General features: G+C 69.5%; 20 protein-coding genes. 13 read left to right on the plus strand and 7 right to left on the minus strand.

Features of this window, described 5'->3' with window-relative positions; translation table 11 throughout:
• The first annotated feature begins 11 nt into the window (after positions 1–11).
• On the plus strand, positions 12–545 hold the full coding sequence (locus ACIA5H_RS19995) for a DoxX family protein (protein WP_379254104.1): 534 nt from the start codon (positions 12–14) through the stop codon (positions 543–545).
• Between the two features lie 78 nt (positions 546–623).
• Here ACIA5H_RS19995 and ACIA5H_RS20000 read toward each other — a convergent pair whose 3' ends face one another.
• Complete coding sequence (locus tag ACIA5H_RS20000; protein ID WP_397077036.1) at positions 624–2,672, minus strand: ATP-dependent DNA helicase; 2,049 nt, start codon at positions 2,670–2,672, stop codon at positions 624–626.
• A 57-nt stretch (positions 2,673–2,729) separates the two neighbouring features.
• Positions 2,730–3,296: an isochorismatase family protein gene (locus ACIA5H_RS20005; RefSeq protein WP_355075583.1), complete on the minus strand. Its 567-nt coding sequence runs from the start codon at positions 3,294–3,296 to the stop codon at positions 2,730–2,732.
• Between the two features lie 183 nt (positions 3,297–3,479).
• On the opposite strand from ACIA5H_RS20005, the gene ACIA5H_RS20010 reads away from it, so the two are divergent.
• A complete protein-coding gene (locus tag ACIA5H_RS20010; protein ID WP_356966884.1) occupies positions 3,480–3,671 on the plus strand; it encodes a hypothetical protein in 192 nt (63 codons plus the stop codon).
• Between the two features lie 2 nt (positions 3,672–3,673).
• Here ACIA5H_RS20010 and ACIA5H_RS20015 read toward each other — a convergent pair whose 3' ends face one another.
• Positions 3,674–4,984, minus strand: a complete 1,311-nt coding sequence (locus ACIA5H_RS20015; RefSeq protein WP_397077037.1) for a nicotinate phosphoribosyltransferase — start codon at positions 4,982–4,984, stop codon at positions 3,674–3,676.
• Between the two features lie 123 nt (positions 4,985–5,107).
• Here ACIA5H_RS20015 and clpS point away from each other — a divergent pair, with 123 nt between their 5' ends.
• The 10 genes from clpS (at position 5,108) to rdgB (ending at position 12,498) form a co-directional block, all read left to right on the plus strand.
• Positions 5,108–5,458 carry an ATP-dependent Clp protease adapter ClpS gene (gene clpS / locus ACIA5H_RS20020; protein ID WP_039796380.1) on the plus strand — a complete coding sequence of 117 codons (351 nt, stop codon included), beginning with the start codon at positions 5,108–5,110 and terminating at the stop codon, positions 5,456–5,458.
• Between the two features lie 22 nt (positions 5,459–5,480).
• Positions 5,481–6,050 carry a DUF2017 domain-containing protein gene (locus ACIA5H_RS20025; protein ID WP_355075589.1) on the plus strand — a complete coding sequence of 190 codons (570 nt, stop codon included), beginning with the start codon at positions 5,481–5,483 and terminating at the stop codon, positions 6,048–6,050.
• A 61-nt stretch (positions 6,051–6,111) separates the two neighbouring features.
• Positions 6,112–7,176 carry a P1 family peptidase gene (locus ACIA5H_RS20030; protein WP_379254107.1) on the plus strand — a complete coding sequence of 355 codons (1,065 nt, stop codon included), beginning with the start codon at positions 6,112–6,114 and terminating at the stop codon, positions 7,174–7,176.
• Positions 7,177–7,287: 111 nt separating this feature from the next.
• The gene (locus ACIA5H_RS20035; protein ID WP_355075591.1) at positions 7,288–7,707 is read left to right on the plus strand and encodes a M67 family metallopeptidase; all 420 of its coding nucleotides are present in this window, start codon (positions 7,288–7,290) and stop codon (positions 7,705–7,707) included.
• Positions 7,708–7,740: 33 nt separating this feature from the next.
• A complete protein-coding gene (locus ACIA5H_RS20040; RefSeq protein WP_379254108.1) occupies positions 7,741–8,013 on the plus strand; it encodes a MoaD/ThiS family protein in 273 nt (90 codons plus the stop codon).
• Positions 8,014–8,021: 8 nt separating this feature from the next.
• Positions 8,022–8,984: a cysteine synthase gene (locus tag ACIA5H_RS20045; RefSeq protein WP_355075595.1), complete on the plus strand. Its 963-nt coding sequence runs from the start codon at positions 8,022–8,024 to the stop codon at positions 8,982–8,984.
• Between the two features lie 65 nt (positions 8,985–9,049).
• Complete coding sequence (locus ACIA5H_RS20050) at positions 9,050–9,766, plus strand: rhomboid family intramembrane serine protease (protein ID WP_379254109.1); 717 nt, start codon at positions 9,050–9,052, stop codon at positions 9,764–9,766.
• A 69-nt stretch (positions 9,767–9,835) separates the two neighbouring features.
• The gene (locus ACIA5H_RS20055; protein WP_379254110.1) at positions 9,836–10,600 is read left to right on the plus strand and encodes a cyclic nucleotide-degrading phosphodiesterase; all 765 of its coding nucleotides are present in this window, start codon (positions 9,836–9,838) and stop codon (positions 10,598–10,600) included.
• 516 nt (positions 10,601–11,116) lie between these two features.
• Positions 11,117–11,887 carry a ribonuclease PH gene (gene rph / locus ACIA5H_RS20060; protein ID WP_355075601.1) on the plus strand — a complete coding sequence of 257 codons (771 nt, stop codon included), beginning with the start codon at positions 11,117–11,119 and terminating at the stop codon, positions 11,885–11,887.
• Positions 11,887–12,498 (plus strand): RdgB/HAM1 family non-canonical purine NTP pyrophosphatase, encoded by a 612-nt coding sequence (rdgB, locus tag ACIA5H_RS20065; RefSeq protein WP_397077038.1) that lies wholly within the window; start codon positions 11,887–11,889, stop codon positions 12,496–12,498. The genes rph and rdgB overlap by 1 nt, the downstream gene beginning before the upstream one ends.
• A 4-nt stretch (positions 12,499–12,502) precedes the next feature.
• On the opposite strand, the gene ACIA5H_RS20070 is transcribed toward rdgB, so the two are convergent.
• The 4 genes from ACIA5H_RS20070 to ACIA5H_RS20085 all read right to left on the minus strand — a co-directional run bounded on the left by ACIA5H_RS20070 (position 12,503) and on the right by ACIA5H_RS20085 (position 16,161).
• Positions 12,503–12,868 carry a DUF3817 domain-containing protein gene (locus tag ACIA5H_RS20070; RefSeq protein WP_397077039.1) on the minus strand — a complete coding sequence of 122 codons (366 nt, stop codon included), beginning with the start codon at positions 12,866–12,868 and terminating at the stop codon, positions 12,503–12,505.
• The gene (locus ACIA5H_RS20075; RefSeq protein WP_379254113.1) at positions 12,865–13,338 is read right to left on the minus strand and encodes a transcriptional regulator; all 474 of its coding nucleotides are present in this window, start codon (positions 13,336–13,338) and stop codon (positions 12,865–12,867) included. Before ACIA5H_RS20075 ends, ACIA5H_RS20070 begins: the two co-directional genes overlap by 4 nt.
• Before the next feature lie 423 nt (positions 13,339–13,761).
• Positions 13,762–14,637: an oxidoreductase gene (locus tag ACIA5H_RS20080; RefSeq protein ID WP_356966897.1), complete on the minus strand. Its 876-nt coding sequence runs from the start codon at positions 14,635–14,637 to the stop codon at positions 13,762–13,764.
• Positions 14,638–14,751: 114 nt separating this feature from the next.
• A complete protein-coding gene (locus tag ACIA5H_RS20085) occupies positions 14,752–16,161 on the minus strand; it encodes a lipase family protein (protein ID WP_397077040.1) in 1,410 nt (469 codons plus the stop codon).
• A gap of 162 nt (positions 16,162–16,323) precedes the next feature.
• Between ACIA5H_RS20085 and ACIA5H_RS20090 the strand changes: the two genes are divergently transcribed.
• Complete coding sequence (locus ACIA5H_RS20090) at positions 16,324–16,983, plus strand: TetR/AcrR family transcriptional regulator (RefSeq protein WP_379254115.1); 660 nt, start codon at positions 16,324–16,326, stop codon at positions 16,981–16,983.
• Positions 16,984–17,029 lie beyond the last annotated feature (46 nt).

Raw genomic sequence — 17,029 nt, forward strand, 5'->3', positions numbered from 1 at the left:
TGAGGACCACCATGACGATCAAATCCGTACTCGACAGAACCGGAACCGATTCCGAGCTGGACCGAATCGCCCCCGACATCGGCCTGCTGGTCGTGCGAGTCGTCTTCGGCGGCCTGCTCGCGGCGCACGGCGCGCAGAAGCTGTTCGGCTGGTGGGGCGGGCCCGGTCTGCAAGCCAACGCCGACGGCTTCGAGAAGATGGGCTACAACCCGGGCAAGGTATTCGGGACGCTGGCGGGGCTGAGCGAATTCACCGGCGGCCTCCTCCTGCTGCTCGGTTTGCTGACGCCGCTTGCCGGAGCGATCGTGCTGGGCACGATGATCAACGCGATCAACGCCACCTGGGCCGGTGGCCTGCTGGGCGGTTACGAAATGGGTCTGCTGTTCGCGGTGGTCGGCGCGGCGCTGCCCTTCACCGGGCCGGGTAAGTTCTCGTTGGACGCCGGGCGTCCGTGGGAGCGCCACGGATTCGTGTGGGGTGTGGGGGCGCTGATCCTCGCCGTCGTCGCGGGCGTGCTCACGTTGATCCTGAAGTGGGTCCTCTGAGCCTGCGGCGCAACGGATTCGCGGCGCTCGCGTTGCCGGCCACGCTGTTCGAGGTGGCGTGGTGGCCGTGCGCCGTTGTCACACCTTCGCCGCGGCGGCCAGCCTGCTCAGTGCTTTGACCACGACCTCAGGGTCGGCAGTCTCCCAGTACGGCGGCAGCGACGCGCGCAGGTATCCGCCATAGCGAGCGGTCGCGAGGCGGGAATCCAGGATGGCCACCACACCGCGATCGTCGACGCTGCGCAGCAGGCGGCCGGTGCCCTGCGCGAGCAGCAGAGCCGCGTGGTTGGCGGCCACGGTCATGAAGCCGTTGCCGCCGCGCATCTCCACGGCGCGTTGCCTGGCCGCCAGCAGCGGATCGTCCGGGCGGGGGAAAGGGATGCGGTCGAGGATCACCAGACTCAGCGACGGTCCAGGCACGTCGACGCCCTGCCACAGCGACAGCGTGCCGAACAGGGAGGTCTCCGGGTCGTCGGCGAACTTGCGGACCAACGCGCCCGTCGCGTCCTCGCCCTGGCACAGCACCGGTGTGCGCAACCGTTCGCGGAGTGCGTCGGTGGCCGCGCGGGCGGCGCGCATCGAGGAGAACAAGCCGAGGGTGCGTCCGCCCGCGGCCGTGATCAGTCGCTCGATTTCGTCCAGGTAGGCCGGTGCGAGCCCGTCGCGGCCCGGCGCGGGCAGGTGTTCGGCGACGTAGAGGATGCCGGACTTGGCATGGTCGAACGGTGAGCCGACATCGAGCGAACTCCAGCGCACGCTGTCGGCGTCCGACGGCGCCTGCGCGCCGTTCGCGGTGGCCGGGTCGGTGCGATTGCCCGACTGCGCGGGCAGGCCCCAGGTGACCGCGAGGCCGTCGAACGAGCCGCCGATCTGCAACGTGGCGGAGGTGAGCACGACGGTCGCGGCGCCGAAGAGCCTGCTGCGCAGCAGCCCGCCCACCGACAGCGGCGCCATCCGCAGCGACCGGCGCACGACGCCCCGGATCTCGTCGGCGGCCAGCCAGATGACGTCGCGGCGGGCGGCGGGATCGGGCTCGTCGAACGCCGTCAGCGCGCGGACCGCGCTGTCGTGCACCTCGTCGAGCGCGGCCAAGGCCATGGTGCGGGCGGCGGAACTCTCCGGGTCGCCCTGCGCGGTGGCGCTGCCAGAGGGCGCGAGCGCGGTGCGCGCGTTCCACGCGCCGTCGCGGACCAGGGCCAGTACCGGGGCCACGCCGTCGGGCAGGGTGTCCCACCGGGCGGCGGGCAGCTCGTCCAGCACGGTGTGCCAGGCCTCTGCGGCGCCCTCCAGGCGGTCGACCTCCTGCTCGTCGATGAGCTTGGCGCAACGCCGGGCCGCCGCGCTGATCGCGGCGGAGGTCAGTTCGGCGGTGGCCACGCCGGTGACCCGGTCGACCAGCTCGTGCGCCTCATCGATGACCACGACGTCGTGTTCGGGGAGCACCTGGATGCCGCTGATCGCGTCGATGGCCAGCAGCGCGTGGTTGGTCACCACCACGTCGGCCTGCGCCGACTCGGTTCTGGCGCGCTCGGCGAAGCAATCCTGGCCGAAGGAGCAACGCGACTTGCCCAGGCATTCCCGCGACGACACGCTCACCTGCCGCCAGGCCCGATCGCTCACGCCGGGAGCGAGTTCGTCGCGGTCGCCGGTGTCGGTGTCGGAGGCCCATTCGTTGAGCCGTTGCACTTCGCGACCGAGGCGCGAGATCGCGAACGCGTCGAACAACTCCGCTTCGGCGGGCTCGTCCGGTACGGCGCTGTTGATCTTGTTCAAGCACAAATAGTTGTTGCGGCCCTTCAGGATCGCGAACTTCGGCGTGCGTCCCAACGGGCCGCTGAGCGCCTCTGCCAAGCGCGGAAGGTCACGGTCGACCAGCTGACGTTGCAGCGCGATCGTGGCCGTGGAGACCACCACCGTGCGGCCGGTGCGCACGGCGTGGCGCAGGCTCGGCACCAGATACGCCAGCGACTTGCCGGTGCCCGTGCCTGCCTGCACGGCGAGGTGCTCCTTGGTATCGATCGCGTGGTCCACCGCCGCGGCCATCGTCACCTGCCCGGCGCGCTCCTTGCCGCCCAGCGCGTGTACGGCGGTAGCCAGAAGGTCGGATACGGGGGGCAGTTCGGGCACGCGAGCAGCCTACTCGGCGCCTCCGACAGGGCAGGGCGGTCGCGGAGACCGGACGGTCTATCGGGTGATGCCGCCTTCCAGGTCGACGCCGGCCCCGCGCATGCGGTCCAGTGCGAGGGCGACCGTTTCGGGTGCGACTCCCGCGGTGAGATCGAGCAGGACGCGGGTGTCGAAACCCTCGATGCGCGCGTCCAGCGCGGTGGCGCGCACGCAGTGATCGGTCGCGATGCCCACCACGTCGACGGCGTCGACGCCGCGGTCGTGCAGCCAGTCGGCCAGCCCGGTGCCGTCCTCGGTCGTGCCCTCGAACCCGGAGTAGGCCGCCGAGTACGCGCCCTTGGAGAAGACCGCATCGATGGGTTCGGTGGTCAGGGCGGGGTGGAAGTCGGCGCCCTGCGTGCCGACCCGGCAGTGCGGCGGCCAGCTGTCGATGTAGTCGGGCGCGTCGGAGAAATGCGCACCGGGATCGATGTGATGATCGCGGGTGGCCACGATCGCGCCGTAGTTCGCCGCCGCGAGGTGCTCACTGATCCGGGCCGCCACGGCGGCGCCGCCCGCCACCGCGAGCGAACCGCCCTCGCAGAAATCGTTCTGGACGTCGACGATGATCAGTGCCCGGGTCATGGCGACCTCCCGCGATGTGGCTGAACAACTGTTTCAGATTCTGCCGCTCGGTCGGACGCTCGTTCGGCCGACTCGCGGGAAATTCACATGCGCGCGATGTAAACGCGGCCTGCGCCCACGGTGATTACCGGGTGCCCCTTTCGTCGGCGGCCGGATGCGCCGCCTTCCAGCACGGAGACCCTCATGAGCCCTGCCAAACTGTTCCGCAGCGTAATCGTCGCCACCACCGTGTTCCTGGCGGTCTTCTTCCTGCTCGGCTCCCGCCCCGCGGAGCCGTCGGCATGGGTGTGGTTCGGGATCACCGGATTGGTGTTCGCGCTGCTCTTCGCCGCCGGGCTGCGGCTGGTGACCCGCGTCGACGAGCGCAGGCGCTGACCTCAGACGAAGGTGGTCACCACGGCGGGTTCACCCGCCGACAGCTTGAGGCCCTCCCACGGCAGGCTGATCAGTCCGCGCGCGACCAGGTCGCGGCTCTCGGCGAGGGTGGGCAGGTCATCGACCTGCTTGCCCTCCCGGATCAAGGGGACCAGCAGCTCACGGGATCGGAAGCCGTTGCGGGGCGGTATCGGCCCCGCCGCCGGATAGACGATCTCCTCGACGATCGTGCCGGTGTCGCGGGCCAAGCGGAGCGCCTTCTTCGTACCGCCACGAGACTGCTTGTGACTGCTGCGTTTGGCGACCGGCACCCCTTCGACTTCGACCAGCTTGTAGACCATCCCGGCCGTCGGCGCGCCGGAGCCGGTGACCAGGGCCGTTCCGACACCGTAGACGTCGACCGGCTCGGCGCGCAGCGCGGCGATGGCGTACTCGTCGAGATCGCCGGAGACCACGATGCGGGTCTTGGTGGCCCCGAGCGCGTCGAGCTGGTCGCGCACCTGCCTGGCCAGGACACCGAGATCGCCGGAGTCGATCCGCACGCCGCCCAGCTCTGTTCCCGCGACCTCGATGGCCGTCGCGACGCCCCTGGTGATGTCGAAGGTGTCCACCAGCAGCGTCGTCCCGACTCCCAGCGTCTGCACCTGGCTGCGGAACGCTTCGGCCTCGTGCGCCCCGTCGGGGCCGCTGTGCAGCAGGACGAACGCGTGCGCGCTGGTGCCCGCCCCCGGGATCCCGTAGCGGCGCACCGCCTCCAAGTTCGAGGTTGCGTCGAAACCGGCGAGATACGCGGCGCGCGCGCAGTCCGCCGCCGCCAGCTCGTGGGTGCGCCGCGAGCCCATCTCGATCATCCGGCGGCCGCCCGCGGCGCTGACCATCCGCGCCGCGGCGGCCGCGATCGCGCTGTCGTGATTGAGAATCGAGAGGACCAGCGTCTCCAGCACGACGCATTCGGCGAAACTGCCGCGCACCGAGAGGATCGGGGAGCCCGGGAAGTACAGCTCGCCCTCTGGGTAGCCGTCGATGTCGCCGGTGAACCGGTAGTCACGCAGCCAGTCCAACGTCCGCCGATCCGAGAACGAGGCGGCGACGGACAGTTCCGCATCGCCGAACCGGAACTGCCGCAGCGCGTCGAGCACCCGGCCGGTACCCCCGACGACGCCATAGCGGCGACCGTTTGGCAAACGTCTAGCGAACACCTCGAAGGTGCACTGCCGATGCGCCGAACCATCGGCGAGCGCCGCGGCGAGCATGGTCAGTTCGTACTGGTCGGTCAGCAGTGCCGTGCTGGTCACGCCGTCACGCAGGTCCACGCTGTCACTGTAGACAGAACGGTCGGCTCACGCCGTCCGGCATCGGCCCGGTGAACCGGCGAAAACCCGAATCGGGGCTGCGTGGGTGTTGTTTATCCGGTGTCGAGTCGTACCCTTGACCCTATGGCCTTGTGCAACACAGTCCGGGGTGACGTCGTTGTGGACGCCGCGAACGCGACATTGTCGGCGGCACAGGCGACACCCGAAGCGGTGGAGTACACCGAGATCCTGGAGGCGGAGGACCGCCCGTGGGTGACCGTGGTCTGGGACGATCCGGTCAATCTCATGCACTACGTCACGTATATCTTCCAGAAGCTTTTCGGCTACAGCAAAGCGAAGGCGACCGAGCTGATGCTCAAGGTCCACAACGAGGGCAAGGCGGTGGTCTCGTCCGGTTCCCGCGACAAGATGGAACACGATGTTCAGCGGCTGCACGCCGCCGGACTTTGGGCCACCATGCAGCGGGACGACTGACCAGCGCGACTACCCTGACGCCGTGCGCAAGTGGAGCAGGAAGAACTCGCTGAGCGGTCTCAAACTGCGATCCGAAATGGACGCACGTGAGGCCAACGTGCTTCGGTCCCTGGTCGGTGCGGTCTCCGGGCTGCTCACCGAGCGCGCCGGGTCGGCGCCCGACGACGACCTGGCCGCCCTCACCGGACTGCGATCCGGCAACACCGTCCCGCCGGAGGATCCGCGGCTGCGCAGACTGCTGCCGGACTTCCACCGCAACGAGCCCGGCTCGCCGGACGCCGAACGCGCCGACCTCAACAGCGCGCTGCGCGGTCTGCACGAGCCCGACATCATCGACGCCAAGCTGGCGGCGGGCTCGGTCGTGCTGGACACCGTGCCGAGCGCGGGCGGCAAGATCGTCATCACCCCTGAGCAGGCCGACGCGTGGTTGACCGCGCTCACCGACGTGCGGCTGGCGCTGGGCACGGTGCTGAACATCGATGCCGACACGCCCGACCATCTCGATCCCGACGATCCGCGCGCCCCGCACCTGGACGTGTACCACTGGCTGACCTGGATGCAGGACTCGCTGCTCCAGGCGCTGGCTCCCTGACCGGCCGCGCTGCGATGATCGGCGCGAACCGACCAGCAGTCCCGCGCCTCGAGGAGTACCGATGGTGAATGCCGAACCGGGTGAACGCAACTCGCTCACCGATGTGCCCGGAGTGCTGGTCGGTCATCATCACGTCCTCGATCCGGACGCCACGCTCGGTTCCGGATCGGCGACGGGATGCACGGTGGTGCGCGTGCCGGGCGGCGCGGTGGCGGCGGTCGACGTGCGCGGCGGCGGGCCTGGTACCCGTGAGACCGATCTGCTGGATCCGATGAACACCGTCCGGCAGATCGACGCGATCCTGCTCACCGGCGGCAGCGCCTTCGGGCTCGCCGCGGCCGACGGCGTGATGCGGTGGCTGGAGGAGAACGGCGCGGGCATCGTGATGGACCCGGCGGACCCGAGCCGGGTGGTGCCCATCGTCCCCGGCGCGGTGATCTTCGATCTTCCGGTCGGCGCGTGGGACATCCGTCCGACCGCCGAGTTCGGCTACCGGGCCGCCGCGGCGGCGGACGTCGACTTCGCTCGCGGTTCGGTCGGTGCGGGCGTCGGCGCGCGCGCCGGTTCGATCAAAGGCGGGATCGGCACGGCGAGCATCGTGCTGGGTGATGGCGTGGCCGCGGGAATCACCGTCGCGGCGCTGGTCGTGGCGAATCCGGTCGGCTCGGTGTTCGATCCCCGCACGGGGTTGCCGTGGGGGTGCGGCACCGATGGGCCCGGCTTCTTCGGTCTGCGGCAGGCGACCCCGGAGCAACTGGCGGCGGCGAACGCGCTGCCGGTGAAGGGCACCGTGCTCAACACCACGATCGGCGTCGTGGCCACGGACGCTCCGCTCGATCCGGCCGGATGCAAGCGCGTCGCGGCCACCGCGCACGACGGGCTGGCCAGGGCGATCCGTCCCGCGCACTCGCCCCTGGACGGGGACACCCTCTTCGCGCTCGCCACCGGAACGGCGGAGGAGGGCGGCGACTTGCCGTTGCCGCCCGCCTTCCCCGCCGATCTGCTTGTCCTGGACCAGATCTGCACCGCCGCCGCCGTCTGCGTCGAACGCGCCATCGTCGACGCGATCCGCTCGGCGCACCCAGTGGCGGGCATCCCGGCCTACAACGACCTGTTCGGTGTTTGAACAGGCGCTGCCGGGAACCGGGGGACCGGGCGACGTCGCCGGGGGAATAGCCGAATATCCTGGCTCGTTGTCGACTGCGATGGGTCGGCGTTGTGGAAAGGTGTGCGACTCGTGCTGGTGATCAGGGCCGACCTCGTGGAGGCGATGGTGGCGCACGCGCGCGCCGATCACCCCGATGAGGCCTGCGGTGTCATCGCGGGGCCGGAGGGCTCGGATCGTCCGGAGCGCTTCATCGCCATGGTCAACGCCGAGCGTTCGCCCACGTTCTACCGCTTCGACTCCGGCGAGCAGTTGAAGGTGTGGCGCGCGATGGACGACGCCGACGAGGCGCCGGTCGTCATCTACCACTCGCATACCGCCACCGAGGCCTATCCGAGCCGGACCGACGTGTCGTACGCCTCCGAGCCGTTCGCGCACTACGTGCTGATCTCCACCCGCGATCCCGAGCGGCACGAGCTGCGCAGCTACCGGATCGTCGACGGCGAGGTCACCGAGGAGCCGGTGCGGATCGTCGACGCGTACGAGAACTAGACCGATGCCTGTTCGCGAAACCGAGGAGTACCCATGCCGGTAACCGTCTCCATTCCGACCATCATGCGCGGCCTCACCGGAGGTGAGAAGCGCGTGCGGGCCGAGGGCGCCACGCTGTCGGCGCTGATCGACGACCTGGAGGCCAACCACCCCGGGCTCGCCGAGCGCCTGCTGAAGGACGGCAAGCTGAACCGCTACGTCAACATCTACGTCGACGACGAAGACGTGCGCTTCGCGGGCGGGCTGGCCGCCGAAGTGCCCGAGGACGCCAGCGTCACGATCCTGCCCGCCGTGGCCGGAGGCTGACCCGTCCCGTGGCGCGTTACGAATCGCTGATCGCGACTCTCGGCAATACCCCGCTGGTCGGGCTGCGCACCCTGTCCCCGCGATGGGACGGTGACGATCACGTGCGGCTGTGGGCCAAGCTGGAAGATCGCAACCCCACCGGCTCGATCAAGGACCGGCCCGCCCTGCGGATGATCGAGCAGGCCGAGGCCGACGGGCTGCTGCGGCCCGGTTGCACGATTCTCGAACCCACCAGCGGCAACACGGGCATCTCGCTGGCCATGGCGGCGAAGCTCAAGGGATACCAGCTGGTCTGCGTGATGCCCGAGAACACCTCGGTGGAGCGGCGGCAGTTGCTCACCATGTTCGGGGCCAGGATCATCGATTCCCCGGCCGCGGGCGGCTCCAATCAGGCCGTCGCGCTGGCGAAGAAGATCGCCGCGGAGAACCCCGATTGGGTGATGCTCTACCAGTACGGCAATCCGGCGAATACGGCGGCGCACTACGAGACGACCGGCCCGGAGATCTTGGCCGACCTGCCCGAGATCACCCATTTCGTAGCTGGTCTCGGCACCACGGGCACGCTGATGGGGACCGGCCGCTTCCTGCGGGAGAAGGTGCCCGGCATCGAGATCGTGGCCGCCGAACCGCGTTACGGCGAACTGGTCTACGGCCTGCGCAACATCGACGAGGGATTCATCCCCGAGTTGTACGACGAGAGCGTGCTGACCACACGTTTCTCGGTCGGCCCGTACGACGCGGTGAAACGCACCCGCGAACTGGTGCTCGAAGAGGGCATCTTCGCCGGGATCTCCACCGGCGCCATCCTGCACGCCGCGCTCGGCGTCGCCCGCAAGGCGGTCAAGGCGGGCACGCGCGCCGACATCGCGTTCGTGGTCGCCGACGGCGGATGGAAATACCTGTCGACCGGGGCCTACGACGGCACGCTCGAAGAGGCGGAAGAGCGGCTCGACGGCCAGCTCTGGGCCTGATTCCCGGCCGCGCCGGTACCCTCGGTGAGGCGGGGCCACGTCCCCGCCACGGCGAGGAGGTGGCCATGACCGGCGCGGGACTCGGGCCGTCGTTCGACCCTGATCGGCTGGCTGCGCTTCGTGGGCAGCTGGGCAAGCCCGCCGGTGTGCCCACACCGCCCGCCACCGCGGGCTTCGCCGCGATCAAGCAACTGTGGCTGCGGGCCGGCGTGCTGATCGCCGGGTTCGTGGCGGTGCTGTACGGCGTCGAAGGGGTCGACACCGCCGTCGGTGGCCGGCTCGACCACGCGGGCATCGAGCCGCGCCGCGCCGACGGGCTGACCGGCATCCTGTTCGCCCCGTTGTTGCACGGCGGCTGGCCACATCTGATCGGCAACACGCTCCCGGTGCTGGTGCTCGGCTTCCTGGTCCTGGTGACGGGCATCGGCCGCGGGCTGGCCGCGACCGCGATCATCTGGCTGGGGGCCGGGCTCGGCGTCTGGCTCACCGGGGCGACGGGGAGTACGCATATCGGCGCGTCGTCGCTGGTGTTCGGCTGGCTGACCTTCCTCATCTCCCGTGGCTGGTTCGCGCGCAACGTCGGGCAGATCGTGCTCGGTCTCGTGGTGCTGGCCCTCTACGGGTCGCTGCTGTGGGGCGTTCTGCCGGGACAGCCCGGAATCTCTTGGCAGGGGCATCTATTCGGCGCGTTGAGTGGATTGCTGGCCGGCTGGGTACTCTCTGGAGATGCACGACGAAACCGCCGCGGCGACCGAGCCGGAATCGGCGCGTCGCCGCGGTGACCGGGCGGCCCGCCGGAGATGTGGGGGGATCCTTTCTTGAGTGAGAATTCCGCGTGGCAGCATGGGGGAATGCGCCTTACCGTCCTCGGGTGCTCGGGCAGTGTGTCCGGCCCGGACTCTCCCGCGTCGGGTTACCTGCTGACCGGCCCGGACATGCGGCCGACGGTGATCGATTTCGGTCCGGGAGTGCTCGGCGCGTTGCAGCGCCATGCCGATCCCGGTGAGGTCGACATCTTCCTGACCCATCTGCACGCCGACCACTGCCTGGACCTGCCCGGTTTGCTGGTATGGCGCCGGTACCACCCGACGCCCCCGGAGGGCAAGGCGATCGTGCGCGGCCCGTCGGACACCTCGTTGCGCATCGGCAACGCCTCCGCCGAGGTCGGCGGCGAATGCGACGACTGGTCCGATGTGATCGACATGCGGCGCTGGGTCGAAGGCGAGCCCATCTCCTTCGGGCCGGGTCACACCGTCACCGCGCGCCGGATGTACCACCCCCCGGAGTCCTACGGTCTGCGGATCGTCACCGCCGCCGGACGCACTTTCGTCTACACCGGCGACACGGCACTGTGCCCCCAGGTCCACGAACTCGCGCAGGGCGCCGACATCCTGATGGCGGAAGCCTCCTGGACCCACGACCCGGCGAATCGCCCTCCCGGCATTCACCTTTCGGGCACCGAGGCCGGCCAGATCGCCGCCCGGGCAGGCGTGAAGGAACTGCTGCTCACCCACATCCCCCCGTGGACCTCCCGCGAGGACGTGATCGCCGAGGCGAAAGCAGAGTTCACCGGCCCCGTGCACGCGGTGGCTCCGGGCGAAACCTTCGATCTCTGACCGGATCCCGGGTAACGCCGGGCATGACGTGAACTTCACGAGCGGAACCGCGTCACCGGCCTTGTACACCCCGCGCGGCAGCACGCCGGTCTGCCGAATGACGCGCCGATCCCCGAGTCCGTACGTCCCCTTCGACGACCGATTCGCGGCCTGACTCGACCCGGGTGCCGACCATCCCACGCAACCGTGACAGCCTCGCCGATCCGCGTTCCCGCTCGCGGTGCGACAACGGCGGTATCCGCGTGCGGAACCACGGCGGGCACACGGACCGAATTTGCGCCGCATCCGCTCCGCCATGGGTAGCGACCGTCGTCCCCAACGCGCCCAGCTCGCCTCAACCACGGGTTTCGAGCGAAGCGAGACCGAGCATGCGCCGTTCGCGGCCCGGCTCGCGTTCGCGCGACCGTCGCGTACGCGACGAAGGAGCAAGCGGCGGTCGCGCAAACGCGAGCCATGAAGGGGCCGCGAACACGCCGCGACGAAGTCGCGGCAAATTGAACACAGTAGGCTGTGGCCGTGTCGAGACGAGCCGATGGCAGGGCGGACGATGAGCTCCGCGAGGTCCGGATCACCCGTGGTTTCACCACGCATCCAGCTGGTTCGGTGCTGGTGGAGTTCGGGCAGACGCGGGTGATGTGCACCGCGAGCGTCACCGAGGGGGTGCCGCCGTGGCGGCGTGATTCCGGGTTGGGCTGGCTCACCGCCGAGTACGCGATGTTGCCCGCCGCGACGCACACTCGCAGCGGGCGGGAATCGGTGAAGGGCCGGATCGGCGGACGGACCCAGGAGATCAGCCGTCTGATCGGCCGCTCGCTGCGCGCCTGCATCGACCTCGCCGCGATCGGGGAGAACACCATCGCCATCGACTGTGATGTGCTCCAGGCCGACGGCGGTACCAGGACGGCCGCCATCACCGGCGCCTACGTGGCGTTGGCGGATGCCGTGACCTATCTCGGCGCGGCGGGCGCGCTGGCCGACCCGCAGCCGATCTCCTGTGCGATCGCCGCGGTGAGCGTCGGCGTGGTCGACGGCCGGGTGCGGGTGGATCTGCCCTACGAGGAGGACTCGCGCGCCGAGGTCGACATGAACGTGGTCGCGACCGATACCGGAACGCTGGTGGAGATCCAGGGCACCGGCGAGGGCGCCACCTTCCCGCGCTCCACGCTGGACAAGTTGCTCGATGCCGCGCTCGCGTCCTGCGAGCAGCTGTTCGTCGTGCAGAAAGAGGCGCTGGCGCTGCCATATCCCGGTGTGCTTCCCGAGCCCGCCGAGTCGAAGAGGAAGTGATGACCCGCCGTTTGCTGGTGGCCAGCCGCAACACCAAGAAACTGAACGAACTGCGCCGCATCCTCGACGAGGCAGGCATCGCCGGGATCGAGATCGTCGGATTGAACGATGTTCCCCCGTACGACGAGGCGCCCGAGACCGGCGCGACGTTCGAGGAGAACGCGCTGGCCAAGGCGCGCGACGGCGCCGCGGCCACCGGATTGGCTTGCGTCGCCGACGATTCCGGTATCGAGGTGGACGCGTTGAACGGCATGCCGGGTGTGCTGTCGGCGCGCTGGTCGGGCAAGCACGGCGACGACGCGGCGAACAACGCGCTGCTGCTGGCACAGCTGTCGGACGTGCCGGACGAGCGGCGCGGCGGGCGGTTCGTGTCCACCTGCGCGCTGGTGGTGCCCGGCGGCGCGGAGACCGTGGTGCGCGGCGAATGGCCCGGCTCGATCGGGCGGAAGCCGGTGGGCGACGGCGGTTTCGGCTACGACCCGCTGTTCGTCCCGGAAGGCGGCGATGTCACCGCGGCCCAGTTGACGCCCGCCCAGAAGGACGCGGTGTCGCATCGCGGGCGGGCGCTGGTCCAGTTGACGCCCGCGCTGGCTGCGCTCGCCGAAGGCTGACGCCTCAGACGCCGAAGGTTTGCTTGACCTGCTTGGCGTTGACGTGTTCGACGAAGAACGACAGCAACGGGATGGTGCCCGCGAGTAGGGTGCCGACGGTGCGCAGGACCGGCCAGCGGACCTTGACCGCGAGGTCGGCGGTGACCAGCAGGTAGACGAAGTACACCCAGCCGTGCACGACCGCGATCCAGCTGGGGGTGGCCACGTCGAAGCCGTACTTGGCGATCATCTCACCGGTGAGCAGCAGCAACCAGAGGCCGGTGATCCAGGCCAGCGCCCGATAGCGCAGCAGCGCCGGACCGATCTTGGCGGCGTTCCCGGCCCGGGCCGGGGCAGCGGTGGTCTCGGTGGAATTCTCGCTGGTGGTCAACCGGCGCTCCTCTCGCGGGTGTGCAGGCCTGCCGTGCGGACCTGTTCTTCGATGTCGTCGGCGTGCAGCGCGGCGAGGTATCGGTTGTACTCGGCGAGCACGGGGTCCTCATCCCGGACGGCCTTCGGGCGCTCGGGCAGCAGTCCCGCCGGGAGTTCGGTCGGCGCGATCGGCTTCGCGGCGCGCCTGGCTGTGGGTGCATCGCGCCGCGAAGCCACGGCGGACTCGTTCTTTTCCTCTGGTGCGCCTGCCTCGCGTTCCAGCCGCACGAACCGGAAGTAGGCGAAGACGGCGAAACCCGCGAACAGGGGCCACTGCAGCGCGTAGCCGAGATTCTGTGCGGTGCCGGTCGCGGACTCGTACCGTTCCCACTGCCACCAGGCCAGTCCCAGGCAGCCCAGCGCGGCGACGATCACCAGCGCGATGAGGGCCGGGCGGTTGTGTGCCGAGCGGCGGGGTGAGGCGGACACGGCTTCTACGGTACCCGTTCTACTACGCGGGCCGTAGAACAAGGTACGCCGTCCGGCGCCTGCTGTGACCACGGTCATCGAGGCGACGACCGGTGCGGAGCGGACCGGCGCTCGGGGCGGTGTCGGATGCCGAGACGACGGCCGCATGCCGCTGCCAGATGTGGCTTCCGATGTGGCAGCGGGCAGCTACAAATCACGCAGTCGTCACGAGTGGTGCCGCTCGCCGCCATGTGGCAACGCGCATCGGGCGTCCGCTCCGGCGCGTGCCACCGAGCACGCGGCCGGACTCCGCCTGCGGTGGACTCGACGAGTCAGCCCGGGTCGACCGCAGGGGCCGCGCGCACGACGCGGACCCTTCCGGGCGCATCGACAGCCGGGCCCCCGGCGAACAGTTGCCCGCTGACTGCTCCGGTGTTGCTCCGCTCAGAACGAGTAGGTGACGCCGGTCTTGCGCTCCGACTCTGCCCACAGCCGCTGCCACAGGTCCTTGTTCTGCGACAGGCGGGTGGACGACGAGGGTTTCACCGGCCCCTGGCTGCCGAAGAGCCGGGTCGGGCCCCAGTAGGTCTCGGGATCGGCGTCCGGCATGGTGGCGGCGAACAACGTCGAGTGCGCGGCCTTGGCGGGCGAGTGCCCGATCAGGCGGATGAACGGCTTGGAGATGTGGTCGAGCGGGGTCTCGGTGTGCGCGAAGAGGTCGGTGGCCGAGACACCGGGGTGCACCGCGTAGGAGCGCTTGCGGGAGCCGGATTCACGCAGCCTGCGCTGCAGTTCACGGGCGAACATCAGATTGCACAGCTTGGCCTGCGCATAGGCGAGATTTCGCTGGTAGCGGCGCTTTTCGTAGTCGAGGTCGTCGATCCAGAGCTTCGGCGTCTGCTTGTGCGCGATGCTGGAGAGGGTGACCACCCGATCGGTGATCCGGTCCAGCAGCAGGCCGGTGAGCGCGAAGTGCCCGAGGTGATTGACGCCCCACTGGGTCTCGAAGCCGTCTTTGGTTCGCGAGAACGGGATGTTCATCAGGCCGGCGTTGTTGACCAGGACGTCGAATTCGCCGCTGTCGTCGGCGAACTTGCGCACCGAGGACAGATCGGCCAGGTCCAGTTCCGCCACGCGGACATCGCCGTCGATGCCCGCGGCGACCTCTTTCGCCTTGACCGCGTTGCGGCAGGCCATGATCACGGTCGCGCCCTTGGACGCCAGGACTTTCGTGGTGACGGCGCCCAAGCCGCCGTTCGCGCCGGTGATGACAAAGGTGCGTCCCGTCTGGTCCGGGATCTCAGCTGGTTTCCACGCCATGCGCCAACCTTACTCTGGAGTAAGTTTCCGGGGAAGATATCGGCATTGATCGTCTCAGACGCAAGAGCTCGTGTCGCGGAACGCGCCCGCGACACGAGCTGTCGGCCGGGTCGTTCAGCGGCCGCTGCCGATGGGTTGCCCGAAGGCGGCCGCGAGTACGGTGCCCACCGTGTCGCTCCACACCTGCCAGGTGGCGGGGTCCAACGTCATCGAGCCGACATCGGTGATGGTGACGCCGCCGGCCACCGGCGCGCCCGCGAAGCGGTCCTTCAGCCACAGCAGCGCGCGCGGTGCCGCGATCGGGTCCAGGGTCAGGTGCTCGCTGAAGTGGTCGCGGATGTACTCGACCCGCGCGCCCGGGTCCTGGGCATAGGTTCCGACGAGCTCGTTGACGGGTCCGACCGGGATCAACCAGTCGGCATTGGCCTGGTACATCAGCATCGGCATGTCCGGCACGGCCTTGCCGAGCTTCGTCTTGTGCAGCACGTCGGCGACAGCGGGGTCGGTGAAGGGGTTCTTCGTCAGCATCCCGAGGTTGTCGGCGAACGGGAACAGCGCGGCCTGGTAGCTCGCGCAGAGTTGTTCCTTGCCCGCGATCATGAGCTTGCCCAGGCCGTTCGCGTTTTCGTCGAGGAATTTCCGCAGCTCGGGATATTCGCGCGAGACGCCGAGCGCGCCTGCGAAGATCAGCCCGGCGGAGAGATTGCCGTTGGCCATCCGCAATGCGGCCGACAGGTCGGCGGGGATGCCGCCCTCCGCGGTGCCGACCACGTTGAGTTCGGGTGCGTAGTCGCGCTTCAGTTCGGCGGCCCAGCCGGTGGCGATCGCGCCGCCGGAGTAGCCCATCATGCCGACCCTGGTCCCGGTCCCGGACAATTGCATCGGTGCGAAGTTCTCCGCGGCGCGAATGCCGTCGAGCGTGATCCGGCCCGCCAAAGGACCTGCGGCGTAAGCCGAGTCGGGCCCCTGGTGGTCGGGGATCACCGCGGCCCAGCCTTGGGCCAGTGCGGCCTGCACCTCGAGGAACTGGGCCGCCACCAGGGCGGAGCCGGTCAAGATCGCGGGGATGGAACCCATCTGGAGTTGATACGACGGCATGCAGTAGTTGCCGGTCGAGTCTTCGGCGATCTGGTAGGAGAACAGCGGCCGGTCGGCGACGTAGCCGCGCGGCTTGATCACCGTGGCCACGGCGGGGATGGCCTCGCCGCGGGAGTTGGTGGAGCGGTAGGACAACTGCCAGGCGTCCACGTTCACCGGGAGCAGCGACAGGTTCGCCAGATTCACCTGGCGTGCGGCGATGATCTGGCCGGGGGACAAGTCGGTGTAGGTCTGCGCGGGCGGGCGATAGAACGCCGGGTCGAAGCCCGGCGGCAGCGGCGGAAGGGGGAACGGCAGTGCGGGCTGGACCATCGGATCGTCCGGCGCGGGCTCGGCGGCTGCCGAGGCGGGGAGGAAGGGCAGTCCCACCGCCACCACGGCGAGCGCCGCGAGCAGCTTCGGTGCGTGCTTGCGGGAAATGACCACGCGAGAACCTCTTCGTTCTATGAGCAACATTTGTGAGCCCCATCGGTTTCAGACTGGACCCGAGTATGCGGCGTCATGACCCGGATCACAAGTACGAATCGGGCGGCGGCCCAGGCATGCGAGGTAGTTCGTGGTCGCCGGGATTTCGCTACGGTGAGAGATATGACGGCGACAGTGGGCAGGCAATACGGCGGGCGTGCCGTCGTGGAGCGGAAAGCCGAGCGGCGTCAGCGGTTCCTCGACGCGGCCACCCGGATCTTCGCCGAGCGCGGTTACGCCGATTGCTCGCTGGCCGACGTGTGCGCCGCCGCGGGTCTGTCCAAGCGTCAGTTCTACGAGGAGTTCCAGACAAGGGAGGACGTTCTGGTCGCCGCGTACGACCGGATCCAGGACGAGGCGGCCGCGGCCGTGGTCGCGCGGATGGACGCGCTCGACCCGCGGTTCGACCTGCGCGCCGCGATGACCGCCGTGGTGACCGCTTATCTCGAGTCGATCGGCGCCGATCCCTACCGCGCCAAGGTCGCCTTCATCGAAGTGGTGGGCGTGAGCGAACGGATGGAGCGGCACCGCCGCGAACGCAGGCACGCGTGGGCTTCCGTGCTGGAAACCCACGTGGTTCCGGTGGTTGCTCCCGGTTCGCGGGTGCGCGGCACGCCGGGGTGGGGGGCGAGCGCCTTGATCGGCGCGATCAACGGGCTGGCGCACGAGTGGGTGCTCGCCGACCCGCGTCCGTCGGTGGCCGAACTCGTCGATCTGCTCGTGCCCATCGCGATGTCGCTCATCGAGCGGCCGGAGGAAGCGCCGGAGCGCGAACCCGGCTGATTCGCTGCCGTGTCGCTGGATATCCATCGACGCGGCAAAAGCCCAT

Origin of the sequence: Nocardia sp. NPDC051900 (assembly GCF_044452545.1) — a bacterium.
In the GTDB taxonomy this organism is placed as follows: domain Bacteria; phylum Actinomycetota; class Actinomycetes; order Mycobacteriales; family Mycobacteriaceae; genus Nocardia; species Nocardia sichangensis.